This window comes from Piscinibacter sp. HJYY11, assembly GCF_016735515.1.
Taxonomy (GTDB): Bacteria; Pseudomonadota; Gammaproteobacteria; order Burkholderiales; family Burkholderiaceae_C; genus Rhizobacter.
In genome coordinates this window covers 4,853,837-4,870,714 of sequence record NZ_JAERQZ010000001.1, presented here as the reverse complement: position 1 = coordinate 4,870,714, position 16,878 = coordinate 4,853,837, and the positions used below count along the sequence as shown (strand labels likewise).

Sequence of the window (16,878 nt, the reverse complement as noted above, 5' to 3'; positions counted from 1 at the left end):
ATCATCCCTGGGCGCCGTGGGTGCAGGCAATCCCTCAGAGGGACGAAGCAACACCCACGGAGGTAAACATTGGTAACGCCAACCGCCTCACCTGACGCTGTACTTGAACTTCCCGTCCTTGCCCGCGCTGACCTTGATGCGGCCGATGGCCTGCCCTTCCGCCATGCGGGCAAGCACGCTTTCGGCGATCTCGGGCAGCAAGGTGCCGTTGAGGATATGGTCGACCGCGCGAGCGCCGGTGTCGACCTCGGTGCAGCGGGCCAGCACGGCCTCAACCAGGCCCTCGTCGTAGTCGAACTGGGCCTTGTGGTTGGTCGCCACACGGGCGGCGATGCGGTCGAGCTTGAGCCGGATGATCTGATCGAGCACATCGTCGGAGATGGGGTAGTACGGCACCACCTTCATGCGGCCGAGGAAGGCCGGCTTGAAGGCCTTGTAGAGCTGCGGGCGCAACTGCTCGGCCAGGGCGTCTGCATCAGGCAGCTCCTCGGCAGGCTTGTTCAGGCAGGCCTGCATCACCGTCTGCGAGCCGACGTTGCTGGTGAGGATGATCACCGCGTTGCGGAAGTCGATCTCGCGGCCCTCGGCGTCGTCCATCACGCCCTTGTCGAAGACCTGGAAGAACATTTCCAGCACGTCGGGATGGGCCTTCTCCACTTCATCGAGCAGCACCACGCTGTAGGGGCGACGACGCACCGCCTCGGTCAACACGCCACCTTCGCCATACCCCACGTAGCCGGGGGGCGAGCCCTTGAGGCCGCTCACCGTGTGAGCCTCCTGGTACTCGCTCATGTTGATGGTGATCATGTTGCGCTCGCCGCCGTAGAGCACATCGGCCAACGCGAGTGCGGTCTCGGTCTTGCCGACGCCGGAGGGGCCGACGAACATGAACACGCCCTTGGGCTTGTTCGGGTCTTCCAGGTTGGCGCGCGCGGTGCGCACGCGCTGGGCCACCGCTTCGAGCGCATGGTCCTGACCGATGATGCGTTCCTTGAGCGTGGGCAGGAGGCCGAGCACCGTCTTGATCTCGTCCTTGACCATCTTGCCGAGGGGAATGCCCGTCCAGGCCGCGACGATCTCGGCGACGACGGTGCCATCGACCTGCATCGGCACCATCGGGGTCTCGCCCTGCAGTTGCTCCAGCTCGGCGAGCTTGGCTTGCAGCGCCGCTTGTTCGGGGGTTGCCGCCTTGCCCGCCTTGGAGGACGCCTTGGCTTTGGGCTTCGCTTCGGTTGCGGCACCTTCGGCCGGCTCGGGCGCTGGCGTCGACTCCAGACGGCTGCGCATCTCACGGATCTCTGCCACCAGCGCCTTCTCGCGCTCCCAGCGAGACTTGAGCGCGCCGGCCTGGTCTGTCAACTGCTGGCGCAAGTCGTTCAGTTCGCCAAGGCGGGCCGCGTGGTCGGCACCAGCCGCCTGTTCGCGCAGCAAGGCTTCGCGCTCGGCGCCCAGGCGTTCGAGTTGGCGCTGCGTGTCTTCGATGATCGACGGCGTGGCGTTCTGGCCGAGCGCCACCTTGGCGCAGGCCGTGTCGAGCACGCTGATGGCCTTGTCGGGGAGCTGCCGGCCGCTGATGTAGCGGGCGGACAGGCGCACGGCCTCGGTGATCGCTTCGTCGAAGAGGCGCACGTTGAAGTGCTTCTCCATCAGCGGCGCCATCCCGCGCAGCATGGCGGCGGCAAGCGGCTCGGTGGGCTCTTCGACCTTCACCACCTGGAAGCGGCGCGCCAGCGCTGCGTCTTTCTCGAAGTACTTCTTGTACTCGCCCCAGGTTGTGGCGGCGACGGTGCGCAGCTCGCCTCTAGCCAGCGCGGGCTTCAAGAGGTTGGCCGCATCATTCTGGCCGGCCTGGCCGCCCGCGCCGATCATCGTGTGCGCTTCATCGATAAACAGGATGATCGGATGCGGGCTCTTCTTCACTTCGTCGATCACGTTCTTCAGGCGGTTCTCGAACTCACCCTTCACCGACGCGCCGGCCTGAAGCAGGCCCATGTCGAGCGTGTGCAGCTCCACGCCCTGCAGCGGCGGCGGCACGTCGCCTTGTGCAATGCGCAGCGCGAGGCCTTCCACCACGGCGGTCTTGCCCACGCCGGCTTCGCCCGTCAGGATGGGGTTGTTCTGGCGGCGGCGCATGAGGATGTCGATGCACTGACGGATCTCGGGATCGCGGCCGATCACCGGGTCCACCTTGCCGTCGCGGGCGCGCTGGGTGAGGTTGGTGGTGAACTGGTCGAGCGCCGGGGTCTTGCCGGGGGCTGCAGCCTGCTCGGCAGCATCGGCCTCGCTGTCGGCAGCGGGCGCATCGACTGCGCGCACGGATTCGGCAGCTTCCTGTGAGCCCTGGGTCAGCTCCGGCAGCTTGTGCTTGAGCTCATCGAGCTTGAACTTGACGAAGAGCTTGGAGCCTCGGAACGCAAGCTGGCTGAGGTTGGGCTCGGTGAGCAGTGCGAGCAGGAGATGCGCGCCACGGATGCGGCTGGTGTGCGACTCGAGCGACGCGATGAGCCAGGCATGCTCCAGCAGCACGGGCAGGTGCTGGGAGAACACCGGGGTGCGGCTGTTGCCGGTCTTGAAACGGGCGATCTCGCTTTCAAGATCGCGTTGGAGTTCGGTGCTCGAGATACCGAAGCGCTTGCACAACAAGGACAGGTCGGCTTGCGGGCTCTCGAGGAGTGCCAGGAACAGGTGCTCCAGGTCGACCTCGTAGTTGCCGCGGGCCATGCACAGGCTGGCGGCGCGCTCAGCGGCGCGACGGGTCGTGTCGTTGAGCTTCGAGATGAGGGTCTTGAGGTTGTTGGACATGTGATGGCGATGACAGCGACGTGTAGGTTGGTTCTTTTGGGTGAAGCTCAGGCCTGCGCGGCATGGATCTCATAGCGCACGTCACAGCGGTCGACGTGCTGAGGGCGGGTCTGCACGTAGGTGTCCCACCCGAGTCGGCCCGCCAGCGGCGAGCGGCGCGAGCTCAGGGTACTGCCGTCGACTGCGTCGGCGCGCAGCGTGAGGTTGACCTCGTACTCCAGGCTCACACCGCTGAGCAGGGTGGTCAATTCGCGCAAGGCCGTGGCACCAGGAGCGCCAGGAAGGAAGCGCCGAAAGAGCTCGTGCGTGAGCGGCCCCAGGATGAGCTTGACGCGCAAGTCGCGCTGCCAGACCCGCTCGCCCGAGAGTGCATTGCGGCCAAGCACGCCGTTGCCGATGCCGAGCTCCGTGCGCGCTCCCGCCGGCAACGGGTACCAGCGCCCGCAGAACTGTTCGATGCGAACCGGTACATGCAGGTAGCGGGCAAGCAACTGCGCCAGCTGGCTCGCGGACAACGCCCGGTGCTGCAAGGCGCCAGCGAAGAACGCAAGGCTCTCGTCCCCCACGCCTCCTTGCTCAGGTCCCAACCGATCGCGCAGCGACGACTGCCCCAACCCGGCCAGCGCCAGCACCATCGGTGCAAACCGATTCCTGCGGTCGGACTCATACTGCAAATGCAGGCGGCTTTTTTTCCAGGCCGCGTAAAAGAGCGCAACCGCACGGTTGCTGAACAGATCAAGAAAGCTGCGGGCAGCGAAGTCGCGCTGGTACAGCTCACGCTGCGCGATCTGCTCGGTGTAGGAGAACGGCAATGCACCCGTCATGCCCAGCAAGCCCATAAACGCGGGCGTCATCTCGACACGCTCTATTGGCTGGTCTTGGGCTTGCCCTTCGTGAGCCTCGGTGCGCTGTACCGACAAAGCTTCAATCTCGTTGACAGGGAACGACAACGAGACAGAGTTGCGGAACTTGAGCTGCCGCGGCACGAGTTCCGAGGCCGGAGCCGGGCCGTCAGACAGAGCCAGCTCCAGCAACCTCACCGCCTGAAAGAACTCGAAGCGGTGGGGGTCTGCCAGCAGTTGGTCGATCAGACCAGGGCCGTCGAACCGTTTCGAGGCGGGCATTTGAAAAGGGTTTGCTGCGTGCGCGACGACACCACGGTCAACTGCGTGAAACTGTTGATGTGCACGTAGAGGCCGAAGAATCGGTCAAGCACTGCGACGAACAGGCCGAGCCCGGTGCCGACATAGCTTTCTTCGTCGACCACTATCCGCACCTCCGTGCCTCGCACGAAGGTCGCAAACGGCTCGCCCGCCAACCAGGCCGTCGCCGGCAGGAAATCAACCGACACCAAGCCTTCGATCTGCCGGCGGTTGGTGGCGTCTTGCGGGAGGTCGTAGAGGCGCAACATTTCGCGCAAGGCTTCGATGCCGCGGCCACTCAACGACAGGTGGTTGAGCGACAAGTGCGATACCAGCCGCCACAAGCTGCCCCTGCCGCGTTCGAACGAGTGGGTGGCCGTGGGCTTGCGCAGCATGCGGATCGCGCGCGCCACGGTGCCGCCTTCAATGAAGAGATCACCCCCGACAGCGCCGAATCCAAGCTGGCTTGGCAAGTCACGGTTGGTGGCCGTCACCTGGATGGAAAGGGTGTCCGTTTGCGGCAGCGCCGGCTCGAAGTCTGCATCGACGATGGACATCTCGAGTTCGTAGCCCGGGCTCGACGCTGCCACCGCGTCGTCGCGCTGCACGTGCCAATAGCGAACCGGGCGGCGCTCCCCCTGGCCGAGTCCAGCACCGCCACCGGCGCCCAGCATGTCGCCGTGGTGCAGCGAGAAGAAGGGCCTGAACTCTTCGACGGCTTCGCCCTGCGGGGTCTGCTTCACGCGAAACACCTTGTCGATCGAATGGACCTCGTACCCGAACGCCCGGCGCGCATCAACCACCACCGGGTACTGGGCGGCAGCGTGCGTGACCCGGATGGGGTCTGCGTTCTGGCGGAAGAGGTTGACGACCGGCGTACAGCCGAGCCCGAAGTTTCGGGCGGAGATCGTTTCCAGCAGGCGCGCCTCGTCGGAATCGGAGCGAAAGCCTGACAGGAGATAGTGCAAAGTGATGGTGCGCGGGCCGGCCGCTTGTTCACTCTGCGCCGACCGGGACATGGCGGCAAACACGTGGGGCGGCAACTGCAGGTCGACGAAGTCGAACTTCGCTGGGAAGGCAAAGTACTCGGTCAACAGGCGATAGGCAGGATGGGACCTCTCGTCGTAGTCAATCAGCGCTTCATCGTCGTCGAAGCCGGCCATCTCCGGGCGGCTGGGGAACGGCCCCACCCAAGGCCCGTGAGGCGTGTCCTGGATCAGCAGACCGACCACGCGGTTGCACAGCGCCTCGCGAAGGGCGCTGGTTTGGGAAGTCTCGCCATCAAGGTAGACGCGAAGACGCTTCGGCAGGTCCGACCAGTTCATCTGGCCCGAGTGAAGTTCCAGCCGGATCGACACCACCGAGGTGGCCTGGGGCACCAGGCGCGTACCTTGAGGGGCGGCCACCGCATGCCGGTAGCCGGCGCCAGCAACCGTGCAAGGACCCAGTTGCACATCGAACACTGTGCGGAACTTGCAGGCCACACCGCGCACGGGCCGGCTGCTCAGCAGCGTGCCGCGCGGGATGGTGGTCATGCCGCTCATCTGGCCTACAGCGTCGCCGGCATCGAACTGGGCGATGGAGCACGATGGAAACGGCCGCAGGTAGTGGGGATACAGCACCTCCAGCAGCGACTCGGTGACCAGAGGAAAGTCATCGTCCAGGCGCTTCTGCACGCGCGCTGACAGCAGCGCGAACGACTGGATCAGCCGTTCGACGTGGGGGTCTTCTGCGACGCCGTTCGCGATGAGAAGGCGCCCCGCTACCTTGGGATAGCGCTGCGAAAACTCCTTGGCCTCCCCCCGCAGGAAAGCCAGTTCGCGCTCGTAGTGCGGCAGCAGCTTATCCATGGACCGATGTGTTGCCCGCAGGAGATGAAGACTGCGACAACGAAGAACCGCGCGAGTGAGACACCGCGTACTGCTGGGTCACAGGTTGCAGCAAGGCATCAAAGCTGACGGCCTCCATCGTCGGGTCGAGCACCAGCATGGCGGTCACGGTGAAGTTCAGAAATTGCCGCAAGCCCGCGTGGGGCGTGATCGTCACCTCGACGCCTTGCAAGCGAGGCTCGTGCCGCAAGATGGCTTCGCGGATGGATTGGCAGATGGTGGCGCGGTCGTTGGGGTTGCTCAGGCTCAGTCCGACGAAGTCGTCGAGCCCGAAGCTGAGTATGGAATCCCGCGTGAGCGGCAAGCCCGAAAACGCTTCCGGCATTGGGCCGATACGGGTGTTGAGCAGCGACTCGATGTCGCGCGCGACGGAGGCCTTCATCTGCTCGAGCGTCAAGCCACGTTGCAGATGGTCAGCGCTGGTGTCAACCGAATCGTCGAAGAGCCGGTCCAGCAGCGAGGGGGTAAACCTTTGCACGCATCACCATGAAAAAAGAAGGCGGCATAGGCCGCCTTCCGGGAACACCAGAAGTCGGCTGGAAGATCAGAAGAACGCGACGTTCTTGGACAGATCCCACGCGCCTTCGGCGTCCATCTGGGCCGCTTGAGTGCCAGTGATCTGCGACTTGGCGTAGGTCCATTTCACAGCGGCGTACTTGAGACCGAAGGTCTCGGTCGGCAGCTCGGTGTCGCTCGCAATGTTGGTGTTGACCGACGACACCAGCACGTTGCGCAGCTCGATCTTGAGGTAGTTCGTGCGCGCATTGGCGGTGGCACCGGTGGTGGTGGAGTTAGAGCCACCGACGGCACGGTAGAAGTAGACCGTGACCTTGGGATACACGGTACCGGCCGAGCACGCTTGCCAGAGTTTGGCCGATGCCTTGTCGATGTCTTTGGTGAAGATCATCTCGCCGTGCTCAGTCCGCTCGGCACTGTGACCACCGGCGTTGGAAGAAGTCGACGACTTCGGCTGGGTGATCTTGTGCGAGAACGCACTCACTTCGATGCAGTTGGCAGCTTTGTGCTTGGCATCTTCGGTTTCACCCTTGATGTCACCACCGTGGAAATCAACGTAGATGTCTTTCATTTATTTGCTTCCCTTAGTTCAGGACTTGGTTCAGAAGTCAGCCTTTTCCGCCCGATGGCAATTCCGCCACCAGACGCAAAGACACGGACAGTTCGTCCAGTTGGAAATGCGGCCGGACGAACGAGACCGCTCGGTACACCCCGGGGCGCCCCGGGACTTCCGACACTTCGATGGATGCCTCGCGCAGCGGATACCTGGCTTTGGCATCTTGCGAGGCGGTCTCATCCGTGGTGACGTACTGCGAAATCCAGCGAGTCAGGAAAGCCTGCACGTCGGTTGCGGAGGCAAAGCTCCCGATCTTGTCGCGCATCATGGCCTTCATGTAGTGCGCGATGCGGCAGACCGCAAACATGTACTGCAACTGAGCCGACAGGCTTGCATTTGCGTTGGCGGCGTCACTGTCGTACTTCTTGGGCTTCTGGGTCGACTGGGCGCCGAAGAACGCCGCGTAGTCGGTGTTCTTGCAATGAACCAGTGGAATGAAGCCAAGATCACTGAGCTCCTTTTCGCGGCGGTCGGTGATCGAGATCTCGGTCGGGCATTTGAGGGCGATCTCACCGTCATCGGTGCGGAAGGTGTGGGTCGGAAGGTCTTCGACCAGGCCACCGCCTTCAACACCGCGGATCGCAGCACACCAACCGTAGGTCTCGAAGGCCGAGGTGAGGCGAGCCCCCATGGCGTAGGCGGTGTTGATCCAGAGGTACTTGGAGTGATCGACTCCCGTCACGTCTTCGACAAAGTTGAAGCCTTCGGTCGTGATGCCGTCCTTCGGATTGAAAGGCAGGCGGCCCAGGAAGCGCGGCAGGGTGAGGCCCACGTAGCGTGAGTCTTCGGCTTCGCGGAAGGACTTCCACTTGGCGTACTCGACAGTGTCGAACACTTTGGCCAGATCACGCGGCTTTCCGAGGTCGGTAAAGGTTTCGAGGCCGAACAACTCCGGTGAAGCCGCTGCGATGAAAGGCGCGTGCGCAGCTGCCGCCACGTGCGACATCTGCTCGGCGAAGTACATGTCTTCGGCCTGACGGCCGATGTCGAAGTCGCCGATCAGTGCACCGAAGGGAGCGCCACCGAACGTGCCGAATTCTTCTTCGTAGACCTTCTTGAACAGAACGCTCTGGTCGAAGTCGATCGCGGTCTTGAAGTCGCGGATCAGTTCTTTCTTGGTGGTGTTGAACACCTTGATCTTGATCTGCTCGCCAGTGCTCGTGTGCTTGCACAGGTAGTGCAGGCCGCGCCAGGAGGACTCGAGCTTCTGGAAGTCGGCGCCGTGCATGACCTCGCTCAGCTGCGCGGAGATGAGCTGGTCCAGCTCGGCCACACGTGCATCAAGGGTGGCAGAGAGGTTTTCCGACACGACCACCGTGCCCTGCAACACTTCTTTCACCAGCTCGCCGATGATGTCTTTGGCGCGGTTGTGCTCGGTGGTCGTCTTGGCAACCTTGCTCTGCGCGACGATGTCGTCGAGCAAGCCGGTTGTCGTGGCTTCGGCCGCGGCGGCATTCGCGGATTGCAACGTGGCGCTCATGGCTTACTCCTGATCCTTGCCGGCTTCTTGGCCGAGCTGCTTGAGCTTCTCGGTGTTGCTGAGCACTTCGCTCAGCACATCTTCGAGCTTGTCGTTGCCGGCCAGCTTGTTGCGCAGGTCGGACAGCTTCGTGCGTGCCTCGAGCAGTTTGCGCAGCGGCTCGACCTGCTGCACCACGGCCTCGGGGCTGAAGTCGTCAAGCGACTTGAACTGCAGGTTGACGGCGAACTCGCCGCCTTCGGGGCTGAGCTTGTTCTTGACGCGGTAGCTGGCCTGCGGTGCCATGCCCTCGAGCACCTCGTCGAAGTTGTCGAGGTCAACGTTGACGAACTTGCGGTCCTTGAGTTTGGGAAGGGGCTTGTCGGGATCTTGCTTGCCGGTGAAATCGCCCATCACCCCCATCACAAATGGAAGCTCCTTGCTCTCGATCGCATCACCGATCTCGACGTCATAGGAAAGCTGCACGCGCGGCGGGCGAACGCGTTCGAGACGCTTTTGAACACTGTCTTTCTTGGCCATGGGGATCCTCTCAACAGACGGGCTAACTCTCAGCCCTTCAGGGCATCGAACGGGTTGCGCTTGGGTTCGGGTGTCGCTGCAGGCGCAGACGCTGCAGCAGATGGGCGCCTCAAAGGCTGCGGCTGAGGCGCGACGACGGGTCGCGCAATCGCAGGCTTGTCGGCCGCAGGTGCAGTCACCACGGCTGCCGGCGGAAGAATCGCTTCGCCAAGAGAGTCGCGCATGATGCGCGCCAGCGCCTGAGCTTCCTCGCGTGTGTTGCCGCCGACAGCATTGGCCATGCGCAGCTGATCGAGCGCGTAGGCCGACACTCGCAAGCCACTCACGGCCATGATGCTCTTCGCGGTGACATCACTCGTGTCACGCAGCAGCACCTCTTGCGATGCCGTGATGGCAGAGCCGTAGTTGCGAGCATCGAACTGCGCTTGCGCGATGCGCACCCAAGGCTGCTTCTTCGAAGGGTCGGCCTTGGCAGCCTTCTCGTAGAAGCCCATCGCTTCCACCACGCCGCCTTTGCGATGAGCCTCTTCGGCAGAAGCCATGAGGTCCGCATAACTTGGCGCAAGCGCCGTCTTCACAGGAGCGGGCGTGCTGCCGCAAGCACCGAGAAACACGAGGCTGCCTGCAAAGGCAAAAGCCATCAACGGCCGCTGAAGGCGACTGTCAGAAAACATCGAAGAACTACTCCCTTAGATCGCTCGTTGTGCGAGCGCGCGTGGCGTTGGATGGTTTGATCCAGCTTCTGCTGGCGCGGATTAAATCGCAAAAATTCGCAATGTCCGCAAGGCTTACGCAGTGTTACTGGATCGATGTTTGCGGACCATCCCTCTCTTGAGGGGCGCGATGCGCAACTGCTTGTATGCGCCCTTAAACTGCGGCGCTCGCAGCATTGCGACGATCAACAAATGACCACGCGAGAACCATCACAGCATCGACATCTCACGCATGTGATGTTGCTCTTCGCAGCGGTAGCGCTGTCTGGTTGCGCGACCATTCAAAGCGGCGCGCAGAAGTTCGGCGAAGGGCTCGGCAACATGGGAGAAAAGGCGCTCGAGACGATCGGCTTCAAGAAGCCGGAGCTGCCTCAAGCACCTGAGCTGCCTGAAGCCGCCAAGCCTGCGCGACCCATGACGCTCAGGCTCGCGGCAAGCGACTCGCTCAACGTCGACGCCGCAGGCCGATCACTCTCGCTGGTAGTGCGCGTCTACAAGCTGCGCGGCGCCACTGCGTTTCTGAATGCACCGCAGGAAACCTTCGGTAACAACGGCAAAGAGAAAGAAACACTTGGCGATGAGCTGATCGAAAGCCGCGAGATCGTCCTCCTGCCTGGGCAGCAGCAACGCATCAGCGAGCGCTGGGCTCGCGAAGCGACGCACGTCGGTGTGGTCGCGCTGTTCCGTGCAGCAGCGCCACAGCGCTGGCGCTATGCCTTCGAGCTGGAGAACGTTCAATTCGGCGACGGCCTCGTGCTTGGGGCACATGCCTGCGCCTTGAGCGTGGCCAATGGTCAGCCGATCGGCGTGCCCACCAGCGCCTTGAAGCTCAGCAACTCGATGTGCGCCCTCAACTGAATGACAGATTCGCCTGGAAGGTAGAACTTGATCCCGACACCCAAAGTCCTGTGGGGCGAAGGCCTCTTTCTGCGGCCGCAGCACTTCCAGCAGCAGGACGCCTATCACGAGTGGCGGCTTGCACAAGCCGTGCGTGGTCTGCATCCATACGCCTGGGGTGTGCGCAGCATCAAGGTCGACACCGATGCCCTGCAGGCCGGCCGGCTGCGACTCACCGAGTTGCAGATGGTGTTGCCCGATGGCGAGTTCTACAACGCACCCGCTGAAGATGAGCTGCCGGAGCCGCTCGCGCTCGACACGGCCTTCGGTCAAGGCAACGAGTCGGTGCTGCATGTTGCCGCTGCGCCGCTGCGCACGAACGGCAGCAACTTCGCTTCCACACGCGAAGAAGCCGACACTGCCGCGCGCTACTACCAGGTGCAGAAGGACGTCGAGGACCAGTACACCGACGCGGCGGCCGCGCCGTTGAGCCTGCTCGGCAAGTCGGTCAAGCTGATCGCCGAGCACGACCCGCGCGGCCACCTCGTCAGCATGCCGGTGCTGCGCGTGCGGCGCAACGCGACCGGCGGTTTCGAGCTCGACCCACGCTACGTGCCACCGTCGCTCACCATCCAGGCATCGCCGGTGGTCTTTCTCTACCTGCGCCGCCTGCTGGACGTGCTGCAGGCGAAGGTTGACGCGCTGTATGGCTTCCACCGCGAACCGTCAAAGAACATCATCGAGTTCCGCTCCGGAGACGTCGCGTCGTTCTGGCTGTTGCACACGGCCAGCGGCGCGTATGCATCGCTTGCGCATCTGATGCGCCATCCGGGCCTGCACCCCGAGCGCCTCTTCCAGCGGCTGCTGGAGCTCGCTGGCGCGCTGATGACCTTCTCGAAGGGCTTCACGCTCGCCGACCTGCCTGCCTACGACCACGCAAACCCCGGCCCGGCATTCTTCCGCCTCGACCACATCATCCGCGAGCTGCTGGAGACGGTGATCTCCACGCGCTACTTCGGTGTCTCGCTGTCTGAAGTGCGGCCGTCGTTCCACCAAGGCCGGCTCGATGCGCAACAGATCACGGCCTCGACCAACCTGTACCTCGGCGTCAGCGCCTCCATGCCGCCGGCCGAGCTGGTCGACGCGGTGCCGTTGCGCTTCAAGATCGGAGCGCCGGAAGATGTGGAGAAGCTGGTGCTCTCTGCACTGCCTGGCGTGCCGCTCTCGCACTCGGTGCAAGTGCCGGCCGCCATCCCGGTGCGACCCGGGGCTTACTACTTCGCGCTGGAGCCGCGGGGCGCTCTCTATGAACGCATGCTGCAAGCGCAGGCCATCTCGATCTACGTGCCAGCCGGCATTGCCGACATCAAACTCGAACTCATCGCCATCAACGCATGAACGCACACGCCACCCAGCCGCCGTCGCTGTTCGGCGGCGCCACGACGCCGGGCCTCACGCCCACCAGTGGCAGCACGCCGCGCGAGGCCCGCACGCTCATCGACCTGATGTACGACGGGTTCTACCTGCTCTTTCTGCTGCGCGCGAAGCAAGGGCCGACCGATGCCGACGCCTTCCGCTCGCACATCAAGGAGTTCCTCACCGGCCTCGAGCGCGGTGCGACCAAGCTCGGCAGTTCGGCCGAAGACGTGCACCTGTGCAAGTACGCCTTCTGCGCCACGGTCGACGAAGCGATCCTGATGTCGCAGTTCAAGGTGCGCGACGCCTGGCAACGCCAGCCGCTGCAGCTGCAGTTCTTCGGCGAGCAGCTCGCGGGCGAGCAGTTCTTTGCCAAGCTCGAAACATTGCGGCGAGAAGGCGCAGCGCGTGTGCAGATCCTCGAGGTCTTCCACATGTGCCTGCTGATGGGGTTCCAAGGCAAGTACCTGATCGAAGGCAGCGAGAAGCTCAACTACCTCACGGCGCGACTGGGCGATGAGATTGCCCACCTCAAGGGCTCGCGCGCTGCATTCGCGCCTCACTGGGCGCCACCCGACCAGGTCCGCAACCGCCTGAAGAACGAAGTGCCGTTGTGGGTGATCGGCTCGGTGTTTGCGCTGCTGGGCGTGCTTGCCTTCACCGCGATGCGCTGGCAGCTGACCCGCAGCACCGAGCGTGACCTCGCGGCCTATCAGGAGGTGGTGAAGCTTGCGCCGCAGGCGGTGCACGTGACGATCACACTGCCGTGACGACGTAAGACACACGTGCGCAGACCCAAGAACGTCTGCGGCACAAAGGGAGAGGTACAAAAAAATGAACCCGAGCACCATGACCTCGGCGGTCACCTCAGCAGTATCAGAAGGTCTGAATCGCCTGAAGGCCCTGCTGTCGATCGGCCAGCACAAGCGACTGCTGCAGATCGAAACCGCCTTGCCGAGCGCGACGCTGGTGGTTGAGAGCGCACGCTGGCATGAAGACGTGAGCGGCCTGGGCCAACCCGATGCCACGCTCAGCCCGCTGGTCGCCGAAGTCGATTGCCTCAGCACCAGCGCGCAGCTCTCGCTCAAGGCGCTGATCGGCGAGCAGATGAGCCTGCGCCTCATGTGCGCCGACGGCCGCTACCGCACCTGGCACGGCTACGTGGCCGAAGCAGCGCAACTCGGGGCCGATGGGGGCCTCGCCCGCTATCGCTTGCAGCTCGTCGCCTTCACCCACTTCCTGCAACTGCGGCACGACACGCGCGTCTTCCTCGGCCAACGTGCCGATGAGATCGTCAACGCCGTCTTGCGCGCGTATCCGCAGGCCAACTTTCGCTTCGAGTTGAGCCCCGAGGCCCTGGAGGCCGCGCCGCGTCGCGGCACCACCACCCAGTACCGCGAGACCGATGCCGCCTTCGTGCAGCGCCTGCTCGCAGAAGAAGGTTGGAACTGGCGCCTGGAACACATCGACGACGACCGTCCGTTGAGCGAGGCCAAGAACGCAAAGCACTGCCTCGTCATCAGCGACCCGTCGGCCGAGCGTCCTTCGTTGGGCGCCTTGCGCTTCGGTCGCCCCGATGTACGGCGCCACGGCCTGCCCGAAGACACCCTCACCTCCATCGCCCTGTCGCGGCAGGTCGTTCCCAACGCCGTTACCCTGGCCGCATGGGACCCTCGCCAGCTCGCGGGCGTCAGCGCTCAATCGCGCAGCGCGCTGGCCCAGGGCGATCTGCCCGAGCTCGAGCAATACGAAGGTCACGGCGAGCGCCGACACAGCCGGTTCGAGTCCGACGAAGACACCGCCCACACGCCCCTTGCCGACCAGCGCACGGCACTGGCCCTCGCGCGCCATGAACTCGCCTGCAAGACGCTACTCGGCGATGGCGCCGTGCGCACGCTGGCCCCCGGCGCCGACTTCCAGCTCACCGAGCACAGCCGCTATCCGCTTGGCTCGGACGACAGCCGCTTCGTCGTGCTGGCCGTTCAACACGAAGCCGCCAACAACCTCGGCAGCGAAGCGGCCCAGTTGCTCAAGCGCACCGACCTCGAAGCGGGCAGCTACCAGCAACATTTCCAGGCTGCTCCGGCCGCCGCCACGCTCGTGCCCTCTGCCCGCGCCAAGCCCCAAGCGCCGGGGGTGCAGACCGCGCTGGTCGTCGGCCATGCCGAAGAGCCCCTTACCACCGAGCGCGACCTTCGCGTGCGCATCCAGTTCCCGTGGCAACGCGGCGCATCTCCCCTCGCCGGCGGGCTGCCCGGCCCGACCACGCCGGGGCAGGACGACACCGGCCATGCCCCGGGCGATGCCTCCTCCAGCCAATGGGTGCGCGTTGCCCAGGCCAGCGCGGGCGCCAACTGGGGCGCCGTCTTCATGCCGCGCGTGGGTACCGAGGTGCTGGTCGACTTCATCGAAGGCGACCTGGATCGGCCCGTGGTCGTCGGCCAGCTGTACAACGGCCAGGACGCCCTGCCCTGGCCGGCCGGCGTGAACTCGGGTGCCAACCACCCCGGCACGCTCTCAGGTTGGCACAGCCACACGCTCGACGACGATGGCGCCAACGAATGGGTGATCGACGACGCGACCGGCCAGCTGCGCATGCGTCTTGCCAGCCACAGCGCTGGCTCACCCTGGAGCGAGCTGAGCCTGGGCCACATCATCAGCCAGGGCTCGGGCAGCGCACAGCGCGGCGCGTGGCTGGGCTCTGGCTTCTACGGCCACACCGACGGCTGGGCCAGCGTGCGTGCCGCGCAGGGCCTGCTGCTGTCCACCACAGCGCGCGCCGGCAGCTATGGCAGCGCGCAGGGCGGCCAGATGGACGTCCACGAGGCCGTTGCGCAGCTGAAGGGCGCCCAGCAACTTGGGCAGGCCTTGGGCCAGGCGGCACAAGCGCAGGGCGCGCTCGCCCTGACGAGCCATGAGGCCCATGCACAAGCAGCGCTTCAAAACCTTCTGGAGACGATCGACATCACCCAAGACGGCAAGCATCCGAGCGAGCAGCAAGGAGCGACCCGCGAGGCCAAGGATCCGGTGGCCCAGTTCGCCAAGCCGGTGATCGTGTTTGACACGCCAAGCGCTGCCATCACCACGAGCCCGGCCAGCATCGCAAGCTACTCGGGGCAAGACACAACGCTTGTGGCGCAGGCCGACATCCACGCCGCAGCCGCGCACACCGCCAGCCTCGTCTCAGGCGAGACCACCAGCCTCTACACGCACGAAGGCGAACTGCAGGCGATCGCCGCCAACGGCAAGTTCTCGCTGCGCGCGCACACCGATGCGCTGGAGTTGCTCGCAGACAAGGACATCACGGTGATCTCGGTCAACGACGAGATCACGGTCACGGCGAAGGAGCGTATCGAGATCGTCGGGGGTGACTCTAAGGTCGTGCTGAATGGGGGCGACATCGAGTTCGCCACCTCGGGCAGCTTCACGGTTAAGGCCGCGAGCCACAGCTGGGGCGGAGGCGCGAGTGCAGCGGTCACCATCCCGGCGTTGCCGGAAGGCTTGGCCGGCAAACTGACCCATTACATCGATATCGAAAGGCGCTACTACGATGGTTCTCCGGTCGTGGGCGCCACCGTCAAGGCCTTCATGTCCGATGGCAGCATGCGGTCCGGCACGCTGGACGCACAGGGGCTGCTGCACATCGACGGAGTGAAGAGCGGTATCGCACGAATCGAGATCGGAGAGGACGCCCGTGAGTGGACGCCTGATCCCTTTGACGAAGGCCCGGCGAACCCGGCATACGGTCGCAGCGTGTCTCCGGAACAAGCGGCGCAGCTCTACAAGTTGCTCTACCAAGGAGATGCCCGATGAACGACGCGCTGGATTGGTTCTGGGGCGTGCTACAGGGTGACTTCAACGAAGACCCGAGTCTCTCGCAAACCATTGTGGGGAGCATCATCACCGCGATTCCCATCCTCGATCAACTCGCGGACATTCGAGACGTCATCGCCAATCTTCACCGTCTTTCTAAGGACGATGACGACTTCTGGAACTGGGTCGCGCTTGCCATCACCTTGATCGGCCTGATCCCCGTGCTGGGTAGTCTGCTAAAAGGCGTGTTCAAGGTTCTGGTGCAATTCCTGCGCAGGGGAGGTCGCCACGCCGACGAAGCACTCGGGACCATCCTGGCGATCATCCGCGGCGCCGGCAAGGGAGACCCGGTGCGCTGGCTCCGAAGCCTGCCGATCGATCAGTACAGCCGCCAAATAGTGCGCCACTTCAACGAGATCACCGAGAAGATCATTCTTGGCCTGTCCGATGTGCGCCACATGTGGTTGGCCCGTCAGGTGTTAGGTGACAAGGTCGAAAAGCTGAAGCTTGTCGAGCGGCAGATCCAGCGGCTGAAAGCACTGGGCAAGGACAAGATACCCGCCGTGATGAGCTTCCTGAAGAAGGAACTTGACTCGCTCCTGGACCGGGCCAAGCCAGCCAGGGTCGACGGCGCGACCGACACCGCAAACACGCTGGCCCACAGCGCCAAGCCTTTGATGCGGCTTGACTACGAGGTTGCCGTCAAGCGACGTGTGGGAGGCCTCGTCGATCGGATGAAGGCCGCAGGCAAGAGCGACGAAGAAATCGCGCGAGCCGCAAATGCAGAACGTCGCGCGATCGGCAAGGAGTTCAAGGACCAAACGGACCCCGAGCTCAAGGAAGTCATCTATCGCCGCAACCGCGCTCAGTACGGTGACGAGTTGGGGCCGAAGTATGACGATCTGAAGCGCGGATACGCGATTCACCCGGTGACCAAAGAACGGGTCAAGGTCGGCAGAGGCGAACCCAAAACTGACGCGCAGATCATCGAGTCCTCGCAGAACCCCGGCGGGGGCGACTTCCCATGGGACAAGATCATGGAGTTCAACCGCGCCAAGAAAACGGGTGACCCCGGCCGCGCCGCAGCACTTCTCAAGGAAATCGACGCCATCGTCAACAAAACCAAACCTTAGGC

Annotated in this window: 13 protein-coding genes; 5 read left to right on the top strand and 8 right to left on the bottom strand. The window is 64.0% G+C overall.

The features are described from left to right. Positions 1 to 87: 87 nt before the first annotated feature. The 8 genes from tssH to JI745_RS22765 all read right to left on the bottom strand — a co-directional run bounded on the left by tssH (position 88) and on the right by JI745_RS22765 (position 9,542). Positions 88 to 2,802, bottom strand: coding sequence for a type VI secretion system ATPase TssH (gene tssH / locus JI745_RS22800; protein WP_201812100.1), 2,715 nt, complete (start codon positions 2,800 to 2,802; stop codon positions 88 to 90). Positions 2,803 to 2,849: 47 nt separating this feature from the next. Further along, positions 2,850 to 3,926 (bottom strand): type VI secretion system baseplate subunit TssG, encoded by a 1,077-nt coding sequence (gene tssG / locus JI745_RS22795; RefSeq protein ID WP_201812099.1) that lies wholly within the window; start codon positions 3,924 to 3,926, stop codon positions 2,850 to 2,852. Beyond that, on the bottom strand, positions 3,890 to 5,794 hold the full coding sequence (gene tssF / locus JI745_RS22790; RefSeq protein ID WP_201812098.1) for a type VI secretion system baseplate subunit TssF: 1,905 nt from the start codon (positions 5,792 to 5,794) through the stop codon (positions 3,890 to 3,892). Before tssF ends, tssG begins: the two co-directional genes overlap by 37 nt. Beyond that, positions 5,787 to 6,311, bottom strand: coding sequence for a type VI secretion system baseplate subunit TssE (gene tssE / locus JI745_RS22785; protein WP_201812097.1), 525 nt, complete (start codon positions 6,309 to 6,311; stop codon positions 5,787 to 5,789). Before tssE ends, tssF begins: the two co-directional genes overlap by 8 nt. Before the next feature lie 66 nt (positions 6,312 to 6,377). Then, on the bottom strand, positions 6,378 to 6,920 hold the full coding sequence (locus JI745_RS22780) for a type VI secretion system tube protein Hcp (RefSeq protein WP_201812096.1): 543 nt from the start codon (positions 6,918 to 6,920) through the stop codon (positions 6,378 to 6,380). A gap of 37 nt (positions 6,921 to 6,957) precedes the next feature. After that, positions 6,958 to 8,445 (bottom strand): type VI secretion system contractile sheath large subunit, encoded by a 1,488-nt coding sequence (tssC, locus tag JI745_RS22775; protein WP_201812095.1) that lies wholly within the window; start codon positions 8,443 to 8,445, stop codon positions 6,958 to 6,960. 3 nt (positions 8,446 to 8,448) lie between these two features. Beyond that, positions 8,449 to 8,964 (bottom strand): type VI secretion system contractile sheath small subunit, encoded by a 516-nt coding sequence (gene tssB, locus JI745_RS22770; RefSeq protein ID WP_201812094.1) that lies wholly within the window; start codon positions 8,962 to 8,964, stop codon positions 8,449 to 8,451. 29 nt (positions 8,965 to 8,993) lie between these two features. Beyond that, a complete protein-coding gene (locus JI745_RS22765) occupies positions 8,994 to 9,542 on the bottom strand; it encodes a hypothetical protein (RefSeq protein ID WP_201812093.1) in 549 nt (182 codons plus the stop codon). Between the two features lie 231 nt (positions 9,543 to 9,773). Here JI745_RS22765 and tssJ point away from each other — a divergent pair, with 231 nt between their 5' ends. The 5 genes from tssJ to JI745_RS22740 all read left to right on the top strand — a co-directional run bounded on the left by tssJ (position 9,774) and on the right by JI745_RS22740 (position 16,876). Continuing rightward, a complete protein-coding gene (gene tssJ / locus JI745_RS22760; protein WP_201812092.1) occupies positions 9,774 to 10,535 on the top strand; it encodes a type VI secretion system lipoprotein TssJ in 762 nt (253 codons plus the stop codon). A gap of 27 nt (positions 10,536 to 10,562) precedes the next feature. Then, positions 10,563 to 11,912 carry a type VI secretion system baseplate subunit TssK gene (gene tssK / locus JI745_RS22755; RefSeq protein ID WP_201812091.1) on the top strand — a complete coding sequence of 450 codons (1,350 nt, stop codon included), beginning with the start codon at positions 10,563 to 10,565 and terminating at the stop codon, positions 11,910 to 11,912. Continuing rightward, positions 11,909 to 12,700, top strand: coding sequence for a type IVB secretion system protein IcmH/DotU (icmH, locus tag JI745_RS22750; RefSeq protein WP_201812090.1), 792 nt, complete (start codon positions 11,909 to 11,911; stop codon positions 12,698 to 12,700). Before tssK ends, icmH begins: the two co-directional genes overlap by 4 nt. 64 nt (positions 12,701 to 12,764) lie before the next feature. Beyond that, positions 12,765 to 15,743 carry a type VI secretion system Vgr family protein gene (locus tag JI745_RS22745; RefSeq protein WP_201812089.1) on the top strand — a complete coding sequence of 993 codons (2,979 nt, stop codon included), beginning with the start codon at positions 12,765 to 12,767 and terminating at the stop codon, positions 15,741 to 15,743. Then, on the top strand, positions 15,740 to 16,876 hold the full coding sequence (locus JI745_RS22740; protein WP_201812088.1) for a hypothetical protein: 1,137 nt from the start codon (positions 15,740 to 15,742) through the stop codon (positions 16,874 to 16,876). Before JI745_RS22745 ends, JI745_RS22740 begins: the two co-directional genes overlap by 4 nt. The last annotated feature ends 2 nt before the right edge of the window (positions 16,877 to 16,878 follow it).